Below are 20,613 nucleotides of genomic sequence, written 5' to 3'. Positions count from 1 at the left end.
GTGATGCGCAGATAAGTGCAGGATAACCACTTAAGGAGTGGAAGCGGAGACGCGCCATCATATACAACGGCTACTCCGCTGCTGGCTCAAAAAACTGATAAGAACCATCACGTCGTGCTTTAGCCTGATACATCGCCTTATCTGCATTCTCGAATAACATTTTAGCTGTTGCTGTCCCGAAGCGGGCAAGGCTGATACCAATCGCTGCGCCGATGCGTACATCCATGCTATTGATGGCGAAAGGTGCATGCAGACTGTCAATAATCCGCAGGGCAATAGCTGACGCGGCCTCGTGATTGCTGCATTTAGCAGCCACAACAAACTCATCACCACCCAGTCGGGCAACGGAGTCGCCCGGACGCATACAGTGCTGCAACCGTTCACTGACCTGCTGCAGCAGGGCATCGCCTGTTGCATGACCCATCAGATCGTTCACCGCCTTGAAGCCATTCAAATCGATAAACATCACTGTGGTGTAGGCCTGATCGTCTGCCTGCGCCAGCATGAATCCCACCTTCTCGTTAATCCAGGCACGATTGTGCAGCCCGGTCAGCGTGTCCAGGGTTGCCAGCCTCTCAAGATTACGCATCCGTTCTTTGTCCCGCGTGATGTCGCGCGACACCAGCACGGCACCAATATTTTTTCCTGAACTGGGATTGATGACGCCACAGGCTTTGGTACCCAGTGAGATGTAATGGCCGTCGCGATGCAGTTTACGCACCTCAACGACATCCGGCAGTACCCCGCCGCTGAAGATGCATCCCAGCGCTTCGGTAGCTAACTCGCGGTCATCGGGGTGCAGGAAATCCACGACCAGTTGCCCCACAACCTCTTCGGTTGTCCAGCCTATGATTTCGCTGTAAGAGGGAGAAATTGATACGTATCTGCCCTCCGCGTCGCAATGGGCGATCAGATCGGTACTGTTTTCAATCAGAAGACGATATTCCGCCGCCGTGCGCAGTGCATCTTCCAGCGCTTTACGCTGCCCGGTCACATCCAGAATAAAGCCGTTGTATTGCAGATGGGAGGTGCCAGGCTGGCAATCCGGCAGGCCGGAAACAAGAACCCGACGCGTCCTGCCATCCAGACAATGAATCGGCACTTCAATATGGAAAGGCCTCAGCAATTCCAGGGCTGCAGTCAGTTGCAGTGCGATCTTTGCATCGTCGTCAGCCTGCGCCAGTCTCAGCCATGAACTCAGCGTCACGCCTTTAAGCTCAGGTATCAGACCCGCAGGACTTTCCTGACTGGCGATGCAGATCCCCTGAGCATCCGTAGACCAAACAGCGGTAAAAGAAGGTTTGATCATTGGATTCATGGTGGCCGACTCCGACGTTGCTGACGATGTTAAATAAGTTCAATACACGTCGCTACAGACCTGATTATAACCGTTAATGCCTGCCTGTAGCTGAGGGAGGCTATGGATAAGGGTTCAGTATTGCGGGCCGTGATAAATGCTGGTGGAAACTGAGGCCTTACCGGCAGCAGTTTCTGAGGTGCCTTCTCCTGTGGCATTACGTAAAGCTGTCAGGTTGCAGTGTCAGAAGTATGAGTCTGTGTATATCGGCTCATCGGGACATAATCTTTAATCACGGCTTGTTGTCTGATGGCTGTGAACCCTGGAACCGGCAGAACATTGTTCCGACAGTAAATCCCTGCGGGTTTTGGGGCGTCACTCAGTCATGTCATTCCGGCTGGCTGAATGGCGGAGGGACTGATAGCCAGACTGACAAAGACTAAGCTGCTGACAATTAATTGCGCTTCACAATTTGTTAATTTTTTTACTCGCAGATAATGTGCTGTCAGAAAGAGCCATCTGAGCCATTCTGAAAAGCCCTTCAGGGCAGTGAGGATTTAACACCCCGCAAGACGTATAAAAAATCTTTTAATACAGAATCATAATAGCACCTGGCCTTTAAAAACTGCTTATCGTGGCGCATTTCCATCCTCAAGGCAGCAGTAAAAAGCCGGTCGAAAATTTCTCTCACCTCTTGTGCAGCTTAATCTTTCCTTAAGATTAATCCTATAACATCTCCGCTGTATTAGCCCATGCAGGGCTTATCCGGAGAATCACCCTATGCAAAATAACAACACAGCTTCTCACGCTCTGAGTAAAGTTCCGGCCGTTACCGCGGCTTTCTGGTTGACTAAAATCGCTGCAACCACCCTGGGTGAAACCGGCGGCGATGCGGTGACGATGTCGATGAATCTCGGTTACCTGACCGGAACACTGATTTTCGCCATCATCTTTCTGGTCGCTGTCGTAGTGCAGATCAATCGCACCAGCTTCAACAAATGGATCTACTGGTTCACCGTCGTGGCGACGACCACTGTCGGTACAACGATGGCGGACTTTGCCGATCGCTCACTGAACATGGGTTATCTGGGCGGTACGCTGCTGCTGAGCACTCTGCTGATCCTCTCTCTTTTTCTCTGGAAAATGACCTGTGGAACGGTCGCAGTGAGTTCGGTAAACAACGCTGTTACTGAGAGTTTTTACTGGGTCACCATTATGTTTTCTCAGACACTGGGAACAGCATTGGGTGACTGGACGGCAGACAGCGAAGGGCTGGGTTACGATGGCGGGATCCTGCTGTTTGTTGGCGCGCTGGCGATCATCTGGGCGGCAAGTCGCTTTACTTCCCTTTCACGCACCGCGCTGTTCTGGGCAGCCTTTATCCTGACCCGGCCACTGGGTGCCGTTGTCGGTGACTTCCTGGACAAACCCCTTGCTTCAGGCGGACTGGCGCTGAGTCGCTATGGCGCCTCGCTGACGCTGGCACTGATCATCATCGCTTTTCTGGTGGTGCTGCCACAGCGCGCGGCAATGAAGACCGCCCCCGCGAATTAAAAAGCACGACCGGAAGAATTAAAGGTAACGCTTCTTTTTAAACCTGGTCAGGGCCGCCAGTGATGGCGGCTATTTTTTATCTGATCTGTCGTCGTCCGTGCAGGTTGTTAAATCAGGCTGGCCGCTCCAGCGAGACGATAAGCCCTTCATGCGCAGCAGAGAGGACGGGCAGACTTTCTACTGGCTCCTGCATTTTCACCCGAAATGCTGTATTGCTGGCATCAAGAAAAACGGTTCTCAGATGCCGGTTGCAGATAAACCAGATTTCGTCACGGTCATTTGAAAGAATGTAGTAAGCATCTGAGGTTTCAGAGGGGTTAAAGCAGCCCAGTGCGCGATAAGCGGTCTGCGGGGTAAAGCCACTGGAAAGCGGCAGCGGCCTGGGGCCATGCGCTAACTCTTCGATCCTGAGGTAAAGTCCCTGTTCAAGCCACAGCATAGTGTAACATCCTGGATGTAGAGGAATCGGGCTGAGCATGCCGGCTGGCTTACAGGTAGTAAGAATGCCCGTTTACCGACCAGCTCAGGCAATAGGTAATTTTTCTGACATTCAGAAACGTTATCCTGATCTGAGCATAGCAGCGAGGTGTTGTTATGCTTTTTTATCTTTGCCTGGCTCCCCGCTACTCAAGCCGGCTGGCAATCAGCCGCAGTTGTTCCGCAATCTGCTTTAAATCACGCTGCTGCTGTCCGGCGATACCGGTCGAGCTGCGCACCACCAGCTTTGCCGGCAGAATCGAGGAGGAACGCTGCTCGTCCTGCTCACTGGCCAGCAACAGACGGGCAACCGCCTCTTTGCCCTGCAAATCGAGATCCAGCGACACCGTGGTCAGCGACGGATGGAAAAAGGCACTTTCATAAGTGTCATCGTAGCCAATCACCGAAATCTGCCCAGGCACGGCCACACCACGCTGATGCAGCGCACTCAGCACACCCAGCGCCATCTGATCGTTGCCCACCAGCAGTGCACTGAACTCTGGCGCTTCACGCAGCAGTTGCAGCACGCCATTGTAACCACTCTGCGCATCCCAGTTACCGTGGCTGATGCTGACCGGCCTCAGACGGTAGCTTTCCAGCGTGTCGAGCCAGCTCTTTAACCGCAGATTGGCGGAGACCGACTGCTCAGGACCCGCCAGCAGGGCAAACTCGCGATGCCCCTGCTCATAGAGGTATTTGACGCTGGCGCGGGTGCCGTCAGCCGGGTTAAACGAAACGTTAAACACTGCGCTGTAGGGATCAACATCAAGGAACAGACAGAGAATATCGTCGTTCTCCTGCACGACCTGCTCAGCAGCGCTGCTCTCCAGCGGGACATTGATGATCACTTTATCCACCCGCTGAGATTTAAGTTCATTGATGCAATCCTGCAGACTTTGATTGACGTTCTCATCAATCATGGCGATCAGCACCTGGTAGTCCGCAGCATTCGCATAACGTTTAACCGCAGCGGCCACCTGTGAGGGCGCATGCAACGCCAGCGAAGTCGTTACCAGACCCAGAGTTGTACTCTGCTTGCCCACCAGCTGCTGAGCCAGGCGGTTGGGTACGTAGCGCAGGGTTTCAATTGCGTGTTCCACCTTGCGCCGCGTTGACTCCGAGACGTTTGCCGACTTATTCAGAACCCTTGATACCGTCTGATACGACACGCCAGCATGACGGGCGACATCCTCTAAGGTGGCATTTTTTGATTTCATAATTCGCATCCCTGATTACCGATGGCGGAATGTTATCACAGCCCTGATGTCAGCCAGACTACCGCAGTCACATTGCGCGAATAAAAAATAAAAGTAATACCTTCACATCGTAAAATTTGGTGATCTGATTCACTAATCGTTACAGATTCCGCCATTTTATTTGCAGTAAATCACACATTATCGCGATTTTATTTGTCACTCATCTGACAAAAAGCGTTTACTGCCGCTGTCATGTGAACGTATTACAAATAAAAACTGAGGATAACATGGAAACAAGGTTACGTACTGCTGCTGTGACGCTTGCTGCGGCCCTGACCTCCCCGACGCTCTATGCCGCCATCGACAACATCGATTTCCATGGCTATCTGCGTGGTGGCGTTGGCGTATCACAGGATGGCGGTATTGAAGAGTATCAAAAGAACAAGGTTGGCCGTCTCGGCAATGAAGCCGACACTTATGGCGAGGTTGAGCTGGGCAGCGAAGTCTACAAAAAGGATGACGTCAGTTTTTACGTCGACACCATGGTCAGTATGTTCTCCGACGGCTCAAACGATAACGAAACTACCTTCGGCGACGATGCGCAATTTGGCCTGCGTCAGCTCAACCTGCAGATCAAAGGACTGGTGCCGGGTGATAAAGATGCGGTGATCTGGGGCGGTAAACGCTACTACCAGCGTCACGATCTGCACATCATTGATACCAAGTACTGGAACATCTCGGGTTCAGGTGCCGGTATCGAAAACTACACGCTGGGTCCGGGCGCTATCTCCTTTGCCTGGATTCGTGGCGATGCGAATGACGTGGATTACCGCGTCGATGGCGACAACGACGTCAACATTAACTACCTCGATCTTCGCTATGCCGGCTGGAAACCCTGGAACGGCGCCTGGACCGAATTTGGTATTGATTACGCCATGCCAAACACCACCAACAAACAGAAAGAATATGGTGGACTGTATGACGCAGATAACGGCGTCATGCTCACCAGTGAAATCAGTCAGGACATGTGGGGCGGCTACCAGAAGCTGGTGTTCCAGTACGCCAACAAAGGTCTGGCGCAGAACATGATTTCGCAGGGCGGCGGCTGGTATGACATGTGGAATGATACTCAAAACGCCACCGGCTACCGCGTGATTAACACCGGTCTGCTCCCGATCACCGACAAGTTCTCACTGAATCAGGTCTTTACCTGGGGATCGGCGGACGATGTCACCGCACAGAGCCGCAAAAGTACCCTGCTGTCGCTGGTGGGGCGTGGTCAGTATCAGTTTACGCAGTATGTCCGCGGCATCGGTGAAGTCGGTAGCTTCTGGCAGAAAGATGAAAACAAAGTGGGCAGCGATTATAAAGCGGCAGGACAGAAATATACGCTGGCGCTGGGTCTGGCAGCCGGTCCCGAATTTATGTCTCGTCCGGAACTTCGACTGTTTGCCTCTTACCTGAATGACTCAGAGGATGGACACAGCTTCAAAGACAACACCAGTAATAACACCTGGAACTTCGGCGTACAGGTTGAAGCCTGGTGGTAACCGCGCAATCTCCTCATTGTGATCATTATTGAGCTCTTATGCAGGGGCTTATTTGGATAACCGGCGACGGTTATCCATTTTTTTATTCATATTTCTCGGGCGTCTGTTACTCCGGTTTAAAGAAACGTTCTTCCAGCAGCTGACGCAGCTGGTCGGACTGCTTACCAAAGATCGCATGCACCTCATGCCCCAGAATCACCACGCCAATCGCCCCCGCCTTCTGCAATCCCGCCGTATCCACCGCTTTCAGCGATGTCACCTTCACCCGCAGCCGGGTTAAACAGGCATCCACCTGCTGAATATTGTCACGTCCGCCAAAACAGTTGACCAGACGCTCCAGTAGCGCGCTGTCTACCTCAAGCTCTTCCACCGTCAGCGGCTGCCGACTGAAATATTGCTTAAACGATTTGAGACTCAACATGTGGTTCTCCTTCAGATAATAAAAAGGCGGGCAACTGCCCGCCACTCACGAGTGATAAACGAAAACGCGGGGCAGAATGCCTGGGGCTGCTCACAGAATATACACGCTTCCTGCGCCTATCCTGCAATCAGCCTCTTAAAACCTGCTCTATATCAACAGTTATATGCAGACCTTCCAACAGACAGCTCCCAATCCATAAGCGATGGGGGCATATGCCTGTAGCAAAGCATCACACCGCCCGGATAAAAACGCCGGAAGCGTTTTTGAACAACGCGATGCGTTGGCCCGCTAACGGGCGCACCTCAGGGATGAGATGCGTAATTGCCCCTGCTGAGCGGACATGGATGCCGTCTTTTGCGTCTTTACGGAAGGCATATGCCCCCTGAGCCAGTGCTCAGACTGCCAGCAATCGCCAATGAATTAACTCCTGAGCCTGTACTCCCCCCCTACTCCATTGGCCCACTCAGAACCCGACATCCCCATGGCCCAAGCGTCAGCAATTCCCCCACACCCGAGCCATCAATCAAATCACTCACCCCGACAGGCAACGAGACCTGCTGCGTCTGAACGGTAAAGTTCTGCACAAACAGAAATGCTTGTTCACCATCAGTTCGCCGCTGAACGACAACGCCTGGCGGCAGCTCAGTCGCCAGCGCACGCGGTAACCCAAGCTGCTTAATCAGCGCACCATAAAAATCCCGATGGAACGGCAGATCATTACGTGACGCAATATACCAGGCTTTACCCTGACCAATCCGATTCACCGTCACCGCCGGGGTTCCGGCATAAAAATCACTCTCGTAACTGGCCAGCGCCGTGGCCCCTTCGAGATGAATATGCTCGCAAAGCTCCCGCGCCTGATATGGCCCGCTCAGACCCAGCTCATTGCCACGCACCCCGCGCACGCCGTTAAACTCCTCATCGGTCAGACTATCGATCTCTTCTGACCAGATGCCGAGCAGCGGCCGCAACGGCCCAGGGAATCCTCCCGGATAACAGAGATCGCTCTCATTCACGATGCCGCTCCAGTAACTGGCCACGAAATGCCCGCCCCGCTCAACATGCTGCTCAACCCGCGCCGCAAAACCGTCGCGTACCATATACAGCATTGGCGCTATCACCAGATCGTAACCGCTGAGATCGCTGTCGCCGTTAATCACATCTACCGCAACACCCTGCTCCCAGAACGCGCGGTAGTGCTCGTTTACCGTACGCTCATAGTGCAGACCAAGATTGCGTGGGCCCTGCGCGTTATCCATTGCCCAGCGACTCTCCCAGTCGAAAATAATCGCGACGCGCGCCTCAACCCGACTGCCCATTACCGGCGTCATGGCCGCCAGCATCCGGCCCAGCTCACTCACTTCACGCCCTGTTCGCGTATCAATATGGCCGACATGATCAACCACCGCGCCGTGAAACTTCTCGACCGATCCCCGACTCTTGCGCCACTGAAAATATTGCACCGCGTCCGCACCATGCGCCACTGCCTGCAGCGAAGAGAGAATATGCATCCCCGGCTTCTTCAGTTTACTGGTCGGCTGCCAGTTCGTTGAGCCAGGCGTCGACTCCATCAATACAAACGGCTTGCCCTGCTTCAGGGTGCGCATCAAATCATGGTACATCGCGGTATAACAGGCGAGCGTGGTCTCATCCTTCTCGTTATGCCACATCGGGTAGCTATCCCAGGAGATAAAATCGAGCGCCGGTGCAAGCTTCCAGTAATCGTAGTCGTAGAAATATTCCATGAAATTAGTGGTCGCGGGCAGATCGGGATTGGCCTGCTTCAGCGGTTTAATCTCCTCCCGACAGAAGTCAGTCACCTGATCGGTCATAAATCGCCGCCAGTCCAGATTCAGACCATGAATCGACATCTCGCCCTGCGGCGCAGGCGACACAATCTGTGACCAGTCTGTGTAGGTATGACTCCAGAAGTCACTCCACCAGGCGAGATTCAGCTTCTCCAGCGTCTCATAACGACGCTGCAGCCAGCCGCGAAAGGCCTGCTGACAGCGATCGCAATGACACTCGCCCCCATACTCATTAGAGATATGCCAGCCGACCACCGCCGGATGATGCGCGTAACGCGCGGCCAGGCGGCTATTCATCGCCTGCACTTTCTGGCGATAAACCGGCGAGGTCATACAGTGGTTATGACGGCCACCGTGCAGGGCAGGTACACGATCGCGCCCCACGCGCAACACCTCAGGATACGCCTGCGACATCCAGGCCGGCCTGGCCCCGCTCGGTGTGGCGAGAAACACGGAAATCCCCTGCAGCCAGAGCGTATCGATCACCTCATCCAGCCAGCCAAACTCATAGCGCCCCTCTTCCGGCTCCAGCTTCGCCCAGCTGAAAATACCCACCGACATCACGTTGCAGTTCGCCTGCTTCATCATCGCGACGTCGTCATCAATAATGCCCGGCTGGTGCGCCCACTGTTCCGGATTGTAGTCAGCACCATGCAGCAGCCGGTTAACCCGGGCGCTCAGCGGGGGAAATTTATTCATACCTGGTCCTCAGAGGAAGAGATCAGCGTTAGTGCTGATAGTTAATGAAAAACCTGTAGCGAAGGCAGCGCCTTGCCGTGACAGTCAAACAGCGCCTGGTTCTCGCGGGCGTTACCCTGTTTCCATTCGTCGTGGATATATTTCATGCCGGCGGGCGTAGCCCAGGTATTGCCGGGCGCGGGGATCCACGCCGGTTCCCAGTAGACCACACCCTTGCCGCGATGGTCCGGCACTGCCAGCACCGCTTTAATCAGGTCATGCAGATAGGCCGCCTGCCCCGCGACCGTGCCGGGATAGCCGCCTGCCTGCTCCTCTTTTGCCTGGAAACTGTTCTCAGCGTTGTCGCAGTTTTCCAGCGTGTAGCCATAGGCGGCTTCCACCACCATCACGTCTTTGTCATAGCGCCGGGAGATATCATCCATGTTGGCTTTCAGAGCGCTAATCGGGCCGTTCCAGTAGGTGTACATCGACAGACCGATCACATCGAACGGCACATCACGCTTAACGATTTCATCGAACCACCAGCGGAAGGTATCGTTTTTAGTACCCTCGGCCAGATGCAGCATGATCTTCACCTGATGCGGATCGCTGAGGTTCTCGCGCACCCCGCTGATCCCGGCTTTCAGCAGGCCGGCCAGCCGACCAAACTCGCCGCCGTTCTGGCCCCAGCTCTTGCCTTCCGGCCAGAGCATGCCGCCGTTAAGCTCGTTGCCAATCTGCACGATATCCGGCATGACGCCATCTGCTCTAAAGCGGGCGATGGTGTCGCGGGTGTAGTCATGCACCTGCGTTTCCAGCTGCGAAAAGGTCAGTGACTGCCAGGCTTTGGGCTTGAACTGCTTGCCCGGATCGGTCCAGAAGTCGCTGTAGTGAATATCCAGCAGCAGCTTCAGGCCCGCTGCTTTAACCCGCTTCGCCAGTGCCAGCGTAGTCGCCAGATCGTTGCCGCCACCACCGTAGGTGTGACCGCTGCCGTCAGTGGGATCGACCCACAACCGCAGCCGGATAGTGTTGATGCCGCTGGCTTTCAGAATGGCGATAGCATCCTGCTGCTGGTTGTCCGCGTTGTAGAATTTCGCGCCCTGCTTCTCCAGCTCTGCCAGTGAAGAGATGTCCGCACCTTTGATAAAATCGGCGGGCCACGGCCCGGCAGAGCCGATGGCAGGCTTATCGGCGGCGAGCAGCGGCGTCGCCCAGGCCAGCGCCAGGGCGAGAATCAATGTTTTGGGCGTCATGATTTATCCTTTAGTACTGCCTGAAGCCAGGCCAGAGACGAAGTATTTTTGCAGAGCCAGATAGAACACGGCTACCGGCACAGCGATCAGCACGGCTCCGGCCGCATAGGTGGTGTAACTGGCACCCATTTTTTGCGACACCAGATTGTAGAGTCCAATCGGCAGCGTGAACTGTTCCGGCGTGCGCAGAATGGTGCTGGAGAGAATGAAATCGCCCAGCGGCCCCGTGAACGAGAACAGCGCAACGACCGCCAGAATCGGCTTCGACAGCGGCATGATGATCTCAACAAAGATGCGGAAGTTGCCCGCGCCATCCATGCGCGCTGACTCATCGAGATCTTTGGGTATCGAATCGAGATAGCCCTTCATCAGATACGTGTTCATCGGGATCATCCCGCCAACGTAGATCAGCACCAGCGCCAGGTGGCTGTTGATTAATCCCAGCAGCTGCGACAGGACGAAGATCGCGATCAGCGCTGAAAACTGCGGGATCATCTGCAGCAGCAGAAACAGCATCAGTCCATTCTGCCGTCCCTTAAACCGAAAACGGGAAAAGGCGTAAGCGGTACAGCTGACGCTGATTAATGTCAGCACCATGGTCAGGAAACTGATTTTCATCGAATTCCAGTACCAGGTCAGGTAAGGCACCGTGCCGTTAAACAGGTCGCGATAATGCTGAAGCGATGCATTCTCCGGAATGATCGAACTGCTGAGCAGGCTGTTACCTGCATTCAGTGATGCTCCTACCGTCCAGACCAGCGGATAGATAATGATGGCCGAGACGGCCAGCACCACCAGCCAGGTCAGCGACAGGCGTATCCACCTTTCGCGTTTAATACTGCCGGACTTCGCCATAACTGCTCCCTTACGCCATCTCATCTTGTTTAAACGACCGGGTCGCGCGGAACTGCCACAGCGCCAGACCTACCACGAAAATCGACAGCAGAATGGTAATCGTGGCGGCGATAGCATATTGCGACGACGACATGGTGAGCTTGTAGATCCACGACACCAGAATATCGGTGCCTCCGGCATTCGACCCCGCCACCGCCGGACCGCCGTTGTTAAACAGATAGATGATGTTGAAATTATTAAAGTTGAAGGTGTATTGCGTGATGATGATCGGCGCAATGGCGTAGAGCACCAGCGGCAGCGTGATGGTTTTCAGCCGCGTCCAGGCGCTGGCACCGTCCATGATCGCCGCCTCATAGAGATCGTCCGGGATCGCCTGCAGCACCCCGGTGGTCATCGCAAACACAAACGGGAAGCCGAGCCAGGTCTGCATCATAATCAGCGCGGTTTTGGTCCAGAACGGATCGGTCATCCAGGCTTTCGGTGCAATGCCAAAGAAGTCGAGAATCGCGTTGTTGATCACTCCAAAACTGTCGTTGAACATCCCGGCGAAGACCAGAATGGTGACAAAACCCGGCACTGCCCACGGCAGGATAAAGATGGTGCGGATCAGCGGCTTAAAGCGCAGGTCCTTCTGATTGACCAGAATCGCCAGCATCACGCCGACGGTACACTGCAGTGTGGTCGCCAGCAGCGTCCAGACCACCGTCCACTGCAGCACATCGAAGAAGGTGGAACGCCAGATCGACAGCGTAAAAATGTTGATGAAGTTTTTGAATCCTACCCAGTCCACCAGCTTCGCCGGCGGCGTGTGATAGAGGTTGTAGTTTGTGAAGGCGATGGCAAAACCAAAAAGAATCGGAAACACCACCACGAAAACCAGCAGAATAAACCCCGGCGAAATCATCAGGTAGGGGAAGCCGTCGCGCAGCAGCAGCTGATACTGCTGACGCACGCTGTTAAGGGGTTGCCCCCTGTCGCGCTTAACGCCATTGACCCAGGCATCGCGCACCGACAATCCCCAGACCGCCACGCCAAAGGCGGCGATCAGCACGCTGATAATTCCCTCCGCCAGCAGGAAAATGGAGTTATCGCGCGGCACCGATTCACCCAGCGTGTATAGCCCCCAGAATCCTTCTCGCAGAAAATCGTGGAAGACGCCGGTAAAACTGCTGAGCAGAATCAGAAAGCACAGGCCTTTCGCCCACTGGCGGTGATAAAACTGGCCGAAGCCAGGCAGCAGTGCCAGCAACGCACCGGTCGTCGCATGACGACGCGGACGCTTAGCGGTCACCAGATGTTCATCGGAAGATATAGCCACACTCTGATCCTTATCCTGTACGGTTATCCCGTGAACCAGCATTACTGGTTGCTGGCCTGCATCGCTTCAATCTGCATGGTGATCTGTTTCACCGCGTTATCCAGCGCCGCTTTTGGCTCCTGCTTGCCGGAAACGCTCAGCTCCAGCGCCGCATTGGCCGGGCCCCACACTTCCTGCATCTCCGGCACGCCCGGCATGGCTGAGGCTCGCGCCGCCTGCACCGCAACCGCGTTGGCTTTCTCATCATCTTTGATAATCGGATCGTTCATCAGCGCAGTAACCGGTGGGATCTCCTGAGTTTTCTGATAGCGCTCTTTCACATACTGCGGCTGGTTGATAAAGGTCAGGAACTTCTGCGCCAGCGCCTGATCTTTACTCCATGTCGACACCACATAGCCTTTCACGCCCAGGAAAGAGCTCATCGGTTTGCCGTTAGGCAGCAATGGCAGGGGTGCCACGCCGTAGTTGATCCCGGCAGCCTGATAAGGCTGGAACGCCCATGGCCCGTTGATTACCGCCGCCGCTTTCTTCTCGGTAAACAGCGAGTCGATGGCATTCAGGCCGTTGTCGCCCATGATGCCGCCAGGCAACAATCCTTCGCTGAAGAAGCGCCTGAGATAGGTCACCGCTTCCACGCTACCAGGGGTGTTCAGCCCGATATCGTTGGTGTTAATCACGCCTTTTGCGTCTTTACCAAAAATGTAAGACCCCGTTGGTGCCATCACGCCCCAGCTGTAGTAAATCTGGTCAAACTTCGCCAGCAGGCCATACTGTTTTGCCTCGCGCTGCTTCTGCGAGAACGCGCGATACTCATCCAGCGTTTTCAGCGGCGCGGGCAGCAGATCTTTGTTGTAGATCAGCACCAGGGTTTCAACCGCCTTAGGCACGCCGTAGACCACGTTATTCTGTGTGAACGCGGCCATTGCCGAAGGCGTATAAGCGCTCTGCTCTGCCGCATCGATTTTCAGCGGAGCCAGCAAGCCCTGCACTACCGCGCTGCCGAGCTGGTCGTTAGGGATCACCAGCACATCCGGGCCAATTCCGGCCGGGCCATCCAGACGCAGCTTTTCAATCTGCTGCGCAAACGGCATCTCCTGCACTTTTACGTCAATGCCGAACTGTTTCTGAAAATCGGCGATCGCCGTTTTGATGCCGTCCGATTTCTTAATGTCTTCCCAGACGGTGAGTTGCTGAGCGGCCCAGACGGATTGATTAAGCATCAATGCTGAGAGGAGTAGCGTAACGCTGATTTTGATTTTCATTACCGGCCTCGTGTGAAGGTATGACATTTTTAGCTGCCATTTGCTGATGTTCTTTTTATAAACACATGCTGATTGTGCATATGAAGTATGAGTAACGTATCGCATTTGAGTCATACGCTACGCGGAACAGGTGCTGCGCTCCAGCCCGTTTGCACCAATGTGTGATCGGTATTACAGAAATCAAAAACAGCGATAGGGCGTGCCCGGACGGAACGTTATAGTCAATGCAGGCACCATCAGGCCTGACGTGGAATCTGACCCACTGTTATACGTCGTACATTTTAGCCACCAGACTCTTTGCCATGAGGTTCAGCATGTCCAGCATCAGATTGAGAAATGTCACCAAACGCTTTGGTAAAACAGAAACGCTAAAAAATATCGCACTCGATATTGAAGCTGGTGAGTTTGCAGTATTCGTCGGTCCATCAGGCTGCGGAAAATCCACGCTGCTGAGGCTGATTGCCGGACTGGAAGAGATCAGTGACGGTGAGATTCTGATTGGCGATGAGGTGATGAATGATGTCGCACCTTCGCATCGTGGGGTCGCGATGGTGTTTCAGTCTTACGCGCTCTATCCCCATATGACGGTAGCGGAGAATATCGGTTACGGCCTGAAGGTCAACGGGCTGCCAAAAGCGCAGATTCAGCATCAGGTTGAAATGGTGGCGAAGACGCTGCAGCTGGGGCAACTACTGGATCGTAAACCTAAGCAGCTTTCCGGCGGACAGCGTCAGCGTGTCGCCATTGGTCGCGCGATTGTGCGTAATCCCCGGGTGTTTATGTTTGATGAGCCACTGTCGAACCTGGATGCAGAGCTGCGTGTCGATATGCGGCTGCACATCGCTAAGCTTCATCAGGAGCTGAAAACCACCATGGTTTATGTGACGCACGATCAGACGGAGGCGATGACGCTGGCCGATAAGATTGTGGTGATGAACTACGGCAAGGTGGAACAGGTCGGTTCGCCGATGGAACTCTACTACAACCCGATCAACCGCTTCGTTGCGGGTTTTATCGGCTCGCCGAAGATGAACTTCCTGCCCGCGCGTGTAGAGCAGTGTGGCCCTGGCGGGCTGGTCGCCCTGATCAATGACGGCGAACACCGGCTGCAACTCCCCTCACCCATCCGCCAGCTGCAGTCAGGAGATGAGATCACCCTGGGTATCCGGCCGGAACAGTTGCAGATCAACGGCGATGCGCCTCTGAATATCGACTTCCACTGCGAGGTTGTGGAACGGCTCGGCAATAATACCTATCTGTTTGGTCAGAGCCACGGCCACGACGGCTTTAAGATGCTGCTGCCGGGCGATGTGCATTTCCGCCCTTATCAGACGCTGCGTCCCAGCTTCCATCCGCACCACTGCATGGTGTTTGATGCCGACGGCGCACGTATCAGCGCAGATATTGCGATGCCGCAGGTGCGTGCGGCCTGAGGTTTTATAAATCTGGCAGGCTGGATATGACATCGACAGCCTGCCCCTGGCAAACATAGGTCTGGTCTGCCGTTTCCTGCAAGATTATCCCGTTCACGCCAGCCTGCGGGTAGCTGGCTGGTATTACTGATGGCCAAAGCAAACACTGACATCCGGCTTTACCGGTTAACGGAGCAGACCTTTATTAAACGGAACCCTCTTTTTCAATGACCAACACGCGGGCGACACCTTGCGGACGCGCAATATGTTCTGTCCCTTCGCTGGCATAAAAAATATCACCTGTGTTGAGTATCCTGCTTTTGATATCACCGTTTTCTTTGTATTGCATCTCAACACACCCATCCATGACAGCAAAAACCTCCTGTCCGTCATTGATGTGCCATTTATAGGGCTGATCGGTCCAGTGAAGTTTCACGCTGATATTATCGAAGCTGGCAATGTGTTGAGCATCCCAGGCTTTAGAGCCGGTAAATGCTTTACTGCGATAAAAGTTCATCTTTTCTCCCTCAGTAGACGTGATTTAACGTCATGAATAGCTGAGAGCGTTGATGGGTTCCATACGCTGCCCGTATGTTGTCCTGATTTGTCCCTACGTTGTCCGTTTGAGGGTAAAGCCGGGATGCAGGATCAGAGAACGAGGCCGGGAAATCGAATGCGCTTAGAATCAGGGTGTTTCAAAGTCAGAACCCTGTTCTTTATCAGATGACTGCCCGATGGTCTCTGTGCGTGGCTAACGCTCTCTTACGGCATATCTCAGGCCCGGGAAGGAGCCGATGTCCGCTCAGTGCCAAAGGCGGACGTTTTTCCGGTCTGTTACAGCTGATTCAGACATCATGACACAACCTGCGGTAATTATCGGGTTCAATCCCGTAACGCTTCATTTTGTTATACAGCGCACCGCGTGAAAGATTCAGCGCGATGGCAACCTGACGCATATTGCCCTTTTTTTCCATCAGACAGAGTTCTATTAGCGTCTTCTCGCCATCCTTCAGACTAAAACTTTTCACGCTCTCGCCTGGTATATCGGAAATGGCACAGGCGGACAGACGAAGCTCCTCAGGTAGATCTTTATCACTGATATCGTCCGTTTCGGTCAGGTTGATGGTTCGTTCAACAATATTTTCCAGTTCACGCACATTTCCGGGCCAGTCATAGTTTTCCATCATCTGCAGCGCCGAACCGGAAAGTAATGCGCGTTCACGATTGAGTGCGCGGCATATTTTTTCGCAGAACCAGTCAGCCAGCTCTTTAATATCTTCTTTTCTGACCCGCAAAGGTGGAATGGGCAGACTGATCACGTTCAGGCGAAAATAGAGATCACGACGGAATGAGCCATTATCAATATCTCTTTTCAGATCGCGATTGGTTGCAGCAACAATACGCACATTGACTTTTAGTGGTTGCTTCCCGCCGATGCGCGTCACTTCACCTTCCTGCAGTACTCTCAACAAACTGGCTTGCGCATCGAGCGGCATATCACCGATTTCATCAAGGAACAGCGTTCCTCCATCTGCCAGTTCAAATTTACCCGCTGAGCCACCACGTCTTGAACCAGTGAACGCGCCATCCTCATAGCCAAACAGTTCGCTCAGCACAAGATCACGAGGAATTGCGCCACAGTTAACAGCAAGGAACGGACCGGTATTGCGATTACTGCCATTATGGATGGACTGAGCAAATAGCTCCTTGCCGGTACCGCTTTCGCCTGTAAGCAGTACAGTACTATCACTGCGTCCAGCGTTACGTGCTTTATTACGCGTATCCTGCATTATGCGTGACTGGCCGAGAATCATGTCAAAGGTATAGCTGGCACTACTGCCAATAACACGACGCGTCATATCACGTATACGGCGGTTATCACGCATAGAAATGACGCGGCCACCTTCAGGTGTGATAACAACGGAAATCACACATGTGATACGCGAAACAGGGCCAGGAGAAAGAGTAATGTTGCGATCTTTACAGGCTGGCAGCGCTCTGAATGAACAATCATCCGGCATGAATACTTCATCAGCATCACGGAAGCGGACATCTTCCTGTATACCTAATATCTGGCGGGCATAGCGGTTTAACTGCCGAATTGTGCCTCTCTCACTGACAACCAGAACGCCTTCATTCAGCGATTCCATTACTGATTCCTGCTCATTTACTAAATGACGCAAAATCAGCTGCTGTGAAATTGCCTCTGCAGCAGCCTGAACGGTTCCCAGAGTATGGTAGTGAAAATAGCCAGGATTGGCAGTTAATGTCAGCACGCCCAGCATAACGCCATTTTCATCCCGGATGGGAGCCGCAGCGCAGTGTTTGCCACGAATACGCAGCGCTTCTTTATAATTTTCTGCGCTCAGCATATAGACCAGTTTGTTCTCTTTAATGCAGCGACCGGTGCAGTTGGTACCGGATATTGCCTCGCTGAGAATACTGCCTACTGGCGTTAAATCCTGGCCACAATAGTGCATCGTTACACCATTAGCGTCAGTCAGATTGATGTGACCATCAGGATTATAGGCGAGCAGATTACGCATGATATCGCGCGCTATGGCGATTAATGCCGAGTTCCGTGTCATGACTCTGCGAAGTTCGTGCTCTGCGCATAACTGGTATTCGAAGCGATAGGCATCAATACCTTCTTCATGGCTACGTATCCATGATGCGTGAACAGCCGGGCGTAAGCCTTTCGGTACATTTCCCTGCTCGAAAGCTTTCCAGGCTATCCCCAGTTCTTCTATGTATTCGTCAAATTTCTGCGCATGGTTCAGCCTGGCGATCAGCTCCCATTCCTCGTCCCACGTTTTTTCGTTTTTATGGTTCATACGTTTCATTATCTAATATTTTGAATATGTCCATTCTATAGACATGTTATGGAGACATGTCCTTTTTATAAACACTTTGTGATCGTCATCTTTTTTTATTCCCATATAAAACAGCGATGTGTGAGTTGGCACATTCATTGCTAACCAGAAAGGTCTTACCTACAAATACAAATCATAAAAACCACCGTGGAGAAATATTGAAATGTCTACACGAAAGCATAATGTGCCTTACCTCATTTTCATCTGTGCCATCGCATCAGTCAGCGGGATCATTCTTGGCTATGACGCCTCTGTTATTTCAGGCGTTATCGAACCACTGACTGAACATTTATCGCTCACGCCTGCTGAAAGTGGATGGGCGGTTTCTAACGTTATTTTGGGATGTGTTATTGGTGCCTGGGGTGTCGGGCGCCTTACTGACCATATTGGCCGTAAAGCGACATTAATCATTACTGCAGTTCTGTTTGCCATTTCAGCAGTCGGCGCGGCTCTCGCCAATGACCTTACCTGGTTCGTTATCTATCGCATGATTGGCGGTCTGGCCGTGGGAATGGCCTCTGCCGTTACTCCACTCTACATCGCCGAGGTGTCTCCGAAAGATCTGCGTGGGCGCATGCTGGGTATGCAGCAGATGCTGATGGTGAGCGGCCAACTGGTGGTTTACGTGGTGAACTATCTGATTGCCAAAGGGGCGGCTCACGAATGGATTGTATCGATGGGCTGGCGCTGGATGCTGGCGTCAGCACTGGTTCCCTGCGTCCTGTTCCTGGTGATGGCCTTCTTTATGCCAGAATCGCCACGCTGGTATGCGATGCATAACAGAAAAGAGAAATCACTCAAGGTGCTGACCTCTCTTTCCAACGCAGCACATGCTGAACGCTTATACGCCGAGATCCGTAGTTCTATTGATGTTGATTCCGCCTCAACCAGTGCGCCATCGCAGCGCGGCATCCTTAAGGACAAAAAGGCATCTTATATTCTGTGGATCGGTTGTGCCGTTGCCGTGCTTCAGCAGGTTTCCGGCATCAATATCCTGATGTATTTCGCACCATCACTACTGCAGAACGTGACGGGTAATACACAGGACTCTCTGTTTCAAAGCATTTTTCTGGGTCTGGCTTTGTTAGCGGGTGTCAGTATTGCGTTGGTTGCGTTTGACCGCGTGGGCCGTATTCCGTTACTTCGCTGGGGTGCTTTAGGTTGCGCTGCCTTCCTGTTCTTCACTTCCTGGGCCTTCATGAACGAAGCCAAAGGTTACCTGCCGGTGGTTGGCTTAGTGGGATTTATCTTTGTATTCGGCTTGTCATGGAGCCTCGGTGCCTGGCTGCTGATATCAGAAATCTTCCCGAACCGTATGCGTGCTGTAGCGATGGGCTATGCCTTCTGTTCCCTGTGGATTTCAAACTTCATCGTTACTCAGAGCTTTCCAATGATGAACCGCAGTCCGGCACTGATGGAGCATTTCCACGGCGCCTTCCCGCTGCTGCTATGCGGCGGGTTCAGCGTCATCGCTTTCTGGTTCGTTGGCCGCTTCCTGCCTGAGACAAAAGGTGTATCGCTGGAGCACATCGAACCGCTGATGCTTTCTAAATCCCGTCGTTTTGGACATGAGCAGCAACCGCTCGTTACACCAGAATCGGTATCCCAAAAGTAAGCCTTAAATACCCTACATATTGAGGAGAGTCACATGTCTTTAAAAAATATTGTGCGCGTTGGTCTGATTGGCGCAGGTCGTATGGGCAGTTTTCATGGTGAAACGGTTGCTCAACGTATTCCAGGTGCCACTTTAGTAGCAGTTGCAGATCCTGTTCCAGGCGCCGCAGAGAAACTGGCCGCTAAACTGGGCGCACAAAAATCCTATACCGACCCGCAGGCAATGCTGAATGACCCTGACATCGACGCAGTCGTTATAGCATCGCCAGCGCGTACTCACGCTGAGCTGATTGTAGCAGCAGCAAAGGCGAGTAAAGGCGTTTTCTGTGAGAAGCCAATGGCTGTGACTCTGGAAGAGGCAGATAAGGCAATCAACGCCGCTGAAGAAGCCGGTGTTACGCTGCAGGTTGGCTTCAACCGTCGCTTCGTGAGCGGTTTTGCTGCTGCTTACGAAGAAATCAAAGCAGGTAAAATTGGTGTGCCGCAGCTGCTGCGTTCAACCACACGCGATCCAGGCCTGGGCGATCCTGCTCCAATCCCACACTGGACCATTTTCCTGGAAACCCTTATCCACGACTTCGACATCCTGCTTCACCTGAACCCGGGGGCGAAACCTACCCAGGTTTATGCCGTTGCCGATGCTTTAGTTCGTCCTGATTTTAAAGACCGTGGATTGCTGGACACCGCCGTAGTGAACATTCGTTTTGATAACGGCGCAATAGCTACTGCTGAAGCTAATTTCCAGGCAGTATATGGCTACGACGTGCGTGGTGAAGTGTTCGGCAGCAAAGGGATGCTGCAGGCTGGCAATATGAACGTGAACAACTGCGTGCGGTACACCGCTGAGGGTATCTCAATCGATACTGCACGCCGCGATACCGATCTGCTGCGTGATGCCTATGTAGCAGAGCTGACCGACTTCGTGCGTTGTGTTGCGACCGGTGAAACCCCGAAGGCAACGGGCGAAGATGCTCGCAACGCGTTGGAAATTGCGCTGGCATGTATTGCCTCTGTTCAGCAGTCTCAGCCGATCACTCTGTAA

Annotated in this window: 16 protein-coding genes; 5 read left to right on the top strand and 11 right to left on the bottom strand. The window is 53.3% G+C overall.

The window, feature by feature from the left end; genetic code table 11:
* Positions 1 to 70: 70 nt before the first annotated feature.
* A complete protein-coding gene (locus K6R05_RS19395; protein ID WP_161736917.1) occupies positions 71 to 1,318 on the bottom strand; it encodes a sensor domain-containing diguanylate cyclase in 1,248 nt (415 codons plus the stop codon).
* Between the two features lie 759 nt (positions 1,319 to 2,077).
* Between K6R05_RS19395 and K6R05_RS19390 the strand changes: the two genes are divergently transcribed.
* A complete protein-coding gene (locus K6R05_RS19390) occupies positions 2,078 to 2,851 on the top strand; it encodes a COG4705 family protein (protein ID WP_161736918.1) in 774 nt (257 codons plus the stop codon).
* Positions 2,852 to 2,963: 112 nt separating this feature from the next.
* Here K6R05_RS19390 and K6R05_RS19385 read toward each other — a convergent pair whose 3' ends face one another.
* Positions 2,964 to 3,290: a hypothetical protein gene (locus K6R05_RS19385; protein ID WP_222925552.1), complete on the bottom strand. Its 327-nt coding sequence runs from the start codon at positions 3,288 to 3,290 to the stop codon at positions 2,964 to 2,966.
* A gap of 184 nt (positions 3,291 to 3,474) precedes the next feature.
* Complete coding sequence (locus K6R05_RS19380) at positions 3,475 to 4,545, bottom strand: LacI family DNA-binding transcriptional regulator (RefSeq protein ID WP_161736920.1); 1,071 nt, start codon at positions 4,543 to 4,545, stop codon at positions 3,475 to 3,477.
* A 266-nt stretch (positions 4,546 to 4,811) separates the two neighbouring features.
* Here K6R05_RS19380 and K6R05_RS19375 point away from each other — a divergent pair, with 266 nt between their 5' ends.
* A complete protein-coding gene (locus K6R05_RS19375) occupies positions 4,812 to 6,074 on the top strand; it encodes a maltoporin (RefSeq protein ID WP_222925551.1) in 1,263 nt (420 codons plus the stop codon).
* Between the two features lie 106 nt (positions 6,075 to 6,180).
* Here K6R05_RS19375 and K6R05_RS19370 read toward each other — a convergent pair whose 3' ends face one another.
* The 6 genes from K6R05_RS19370 to K6R05_RS19345 form a co-directional block, all read right to left on the bottom strand.
* Complete coding sequence (locus tag K6R05_RS19370; RefSeq protein WP_150015418.1) at positions 6,181 to 6,495, bottom strand: PTS sugar transporter subunit IIB; 315 nt, start codon at positions 6,493 to 6,495, stop codon at positions 6,181 to 6,183.
* 446 nt (positions 6,496 to 6,941) lie between these two features.
* Complete coding sequence (locus K6R05_RS19365) at positions 6,942 to 9,002, bottom strand: beta-galactosidase (RefSeq protein ID WP_222925550.1); 2,061 nt, start codon at positions 9,000 to 9,002, stop codon at positions 6,942 to 6,944.
* A 41-nt stretch (positions 9,003 to 9,043) separates the two neighbouring features.
* Entirely contained in the window at positions 9,044 to 10,237 is a 1,194-nt protein-coding gene (locus K6R05_RS19360; protein WP_222925549.1) for a glycoside hydrolase family 53 protein, read from the bottom strand.
* 3 nt (positions 10,238 to 10,240) lie between these two features.
* Positions 10,241 to 11,092 (bottom strand): sugar ABC transporter permease, encoded by an 852-nt coding sequence (locus K6R05_RS19355; protein ID WP_033786803.1) that lies wholly within the window; start codon positions 11,090 to 11,092, stop codon positions 10,241 to 10,243.
* A gap of 10 nt (positions 11,093 to 11,102) precedes the next feature.
* Positions 11,103 to 12,452 carry a carbohydrate ABC transporter permease gene (locus K6R05_RS19350; RefSeq protein ID WP_202605113.1) on the bottom strand — a complete coding sequence of 450 codons (1,350 nt, stop codon included), beginning with the start codon at positions 12,450 to 12,452 and terminating at the stop codon, positions 11,103 to 11,105.
* On the bottom strand, positions 12,452 to 13,672 hold the full coding sequence (locus tag K6R05_RS19345; protein WP_222925548.1) for an extracellular solute-binding protein: 1,221 nt from the start codon (positions 13,670 to 13,672) through the stop codon (positions 12,452 to 12,454). The genes K6R05_RS19350 and K6R05_RS19345 overlap by 1 nt, the downstream gene beginning before the upstream one ends.
* A gap of 224 nt (positions 13,673 to 13,896) precedes the next feature.
* On the opposite strand from K6R05_RS19345, the gene K6R05_RS19340 reads away from it, so the two are divergent.
* A complete protein-coding gene (locus K6R05_RS19340) occupies positions 13,897 to 15,105 on the top strand; it encodes an ABC transporter ATP-binding protein (protein ID WP_374206940.1) in 1,209 nt (402 codons plus the stop codon).
* Between the two features lie 184 nt (positions 15,106 to 15,289).
* Here K6R05_RS19340 and K6R05_RS19335 read toward each other — a convergent pair whose 3' ends face one another.
* Both K6R05_RS19335 and K6R05_RS19330 read right to left on the bottom strand, forming a co-directional pair.
* A complete protein-coding gene (locus K6R05_RS19335; protein WP_161736835.1) occupies positions 15,290 to 15,601 on the bottom strand; it encodes a cupin domain-containing protein in 312 nt (103 codons plus the stop codon).
* Between the two features lie 328 nt (positions 15,602 to 15,929).
* On the bottom strand, positions 15,930 to 17,918 hold the full coding sequence (locus K6R05_RS19330) for a sigma-54-dependent Fis family transcriptional regulator (protein WP_222925547.1): 1,989 nt from the start codon (positions 17,916 to 17,918) through the stop codon (positions 15,930 to 15,932).
* Between the two features lie 202 nt (positions 17,919 to 18,120).
* Between K6R05_RS19330 and K6R05_RS19325 the strand changes: the two genes are divergently transcribed.
* Positions 18,121 to 19,572 carry a sugar porter family MFS transporter gene (locus K6R05_RS19325; protein ID WP_161736713.1) on the top strand — a complete coding sequence of 484 codons (1,452 nt, stop codon included), beginning with the start codon at positions 18,121 to 18,123 and terminating at the stop codon, positions 19,570 to 19,572.
* 33 nt (positions 19,573 to 19,605) lie between these two features.
* On the top strand, positions 19,606 to 20,613 hold the full coding sequence (locus tag K6R05_RS19320) for a Gfo/Idh/MocA family oxidoreductase (protein WP_161736714.1): 1,008 nt from the start codon (positions 19,606 to 19,608) through the stop codon (positions 20,611 to 20,613).

This window comes from Pantoea alfalfae, assembly GCF_019880205.1.
Classification (GTDB): domain Bacteria; phylum Pseudomonadota; class Gammaproteobacteria; order Enterobacterales; family Enterobacteriaceae; genus Pantoea; species Pantoea alfalfae.
This window is presented reverse-complemented; position numbering and strand designations above follow the sequence as displayed.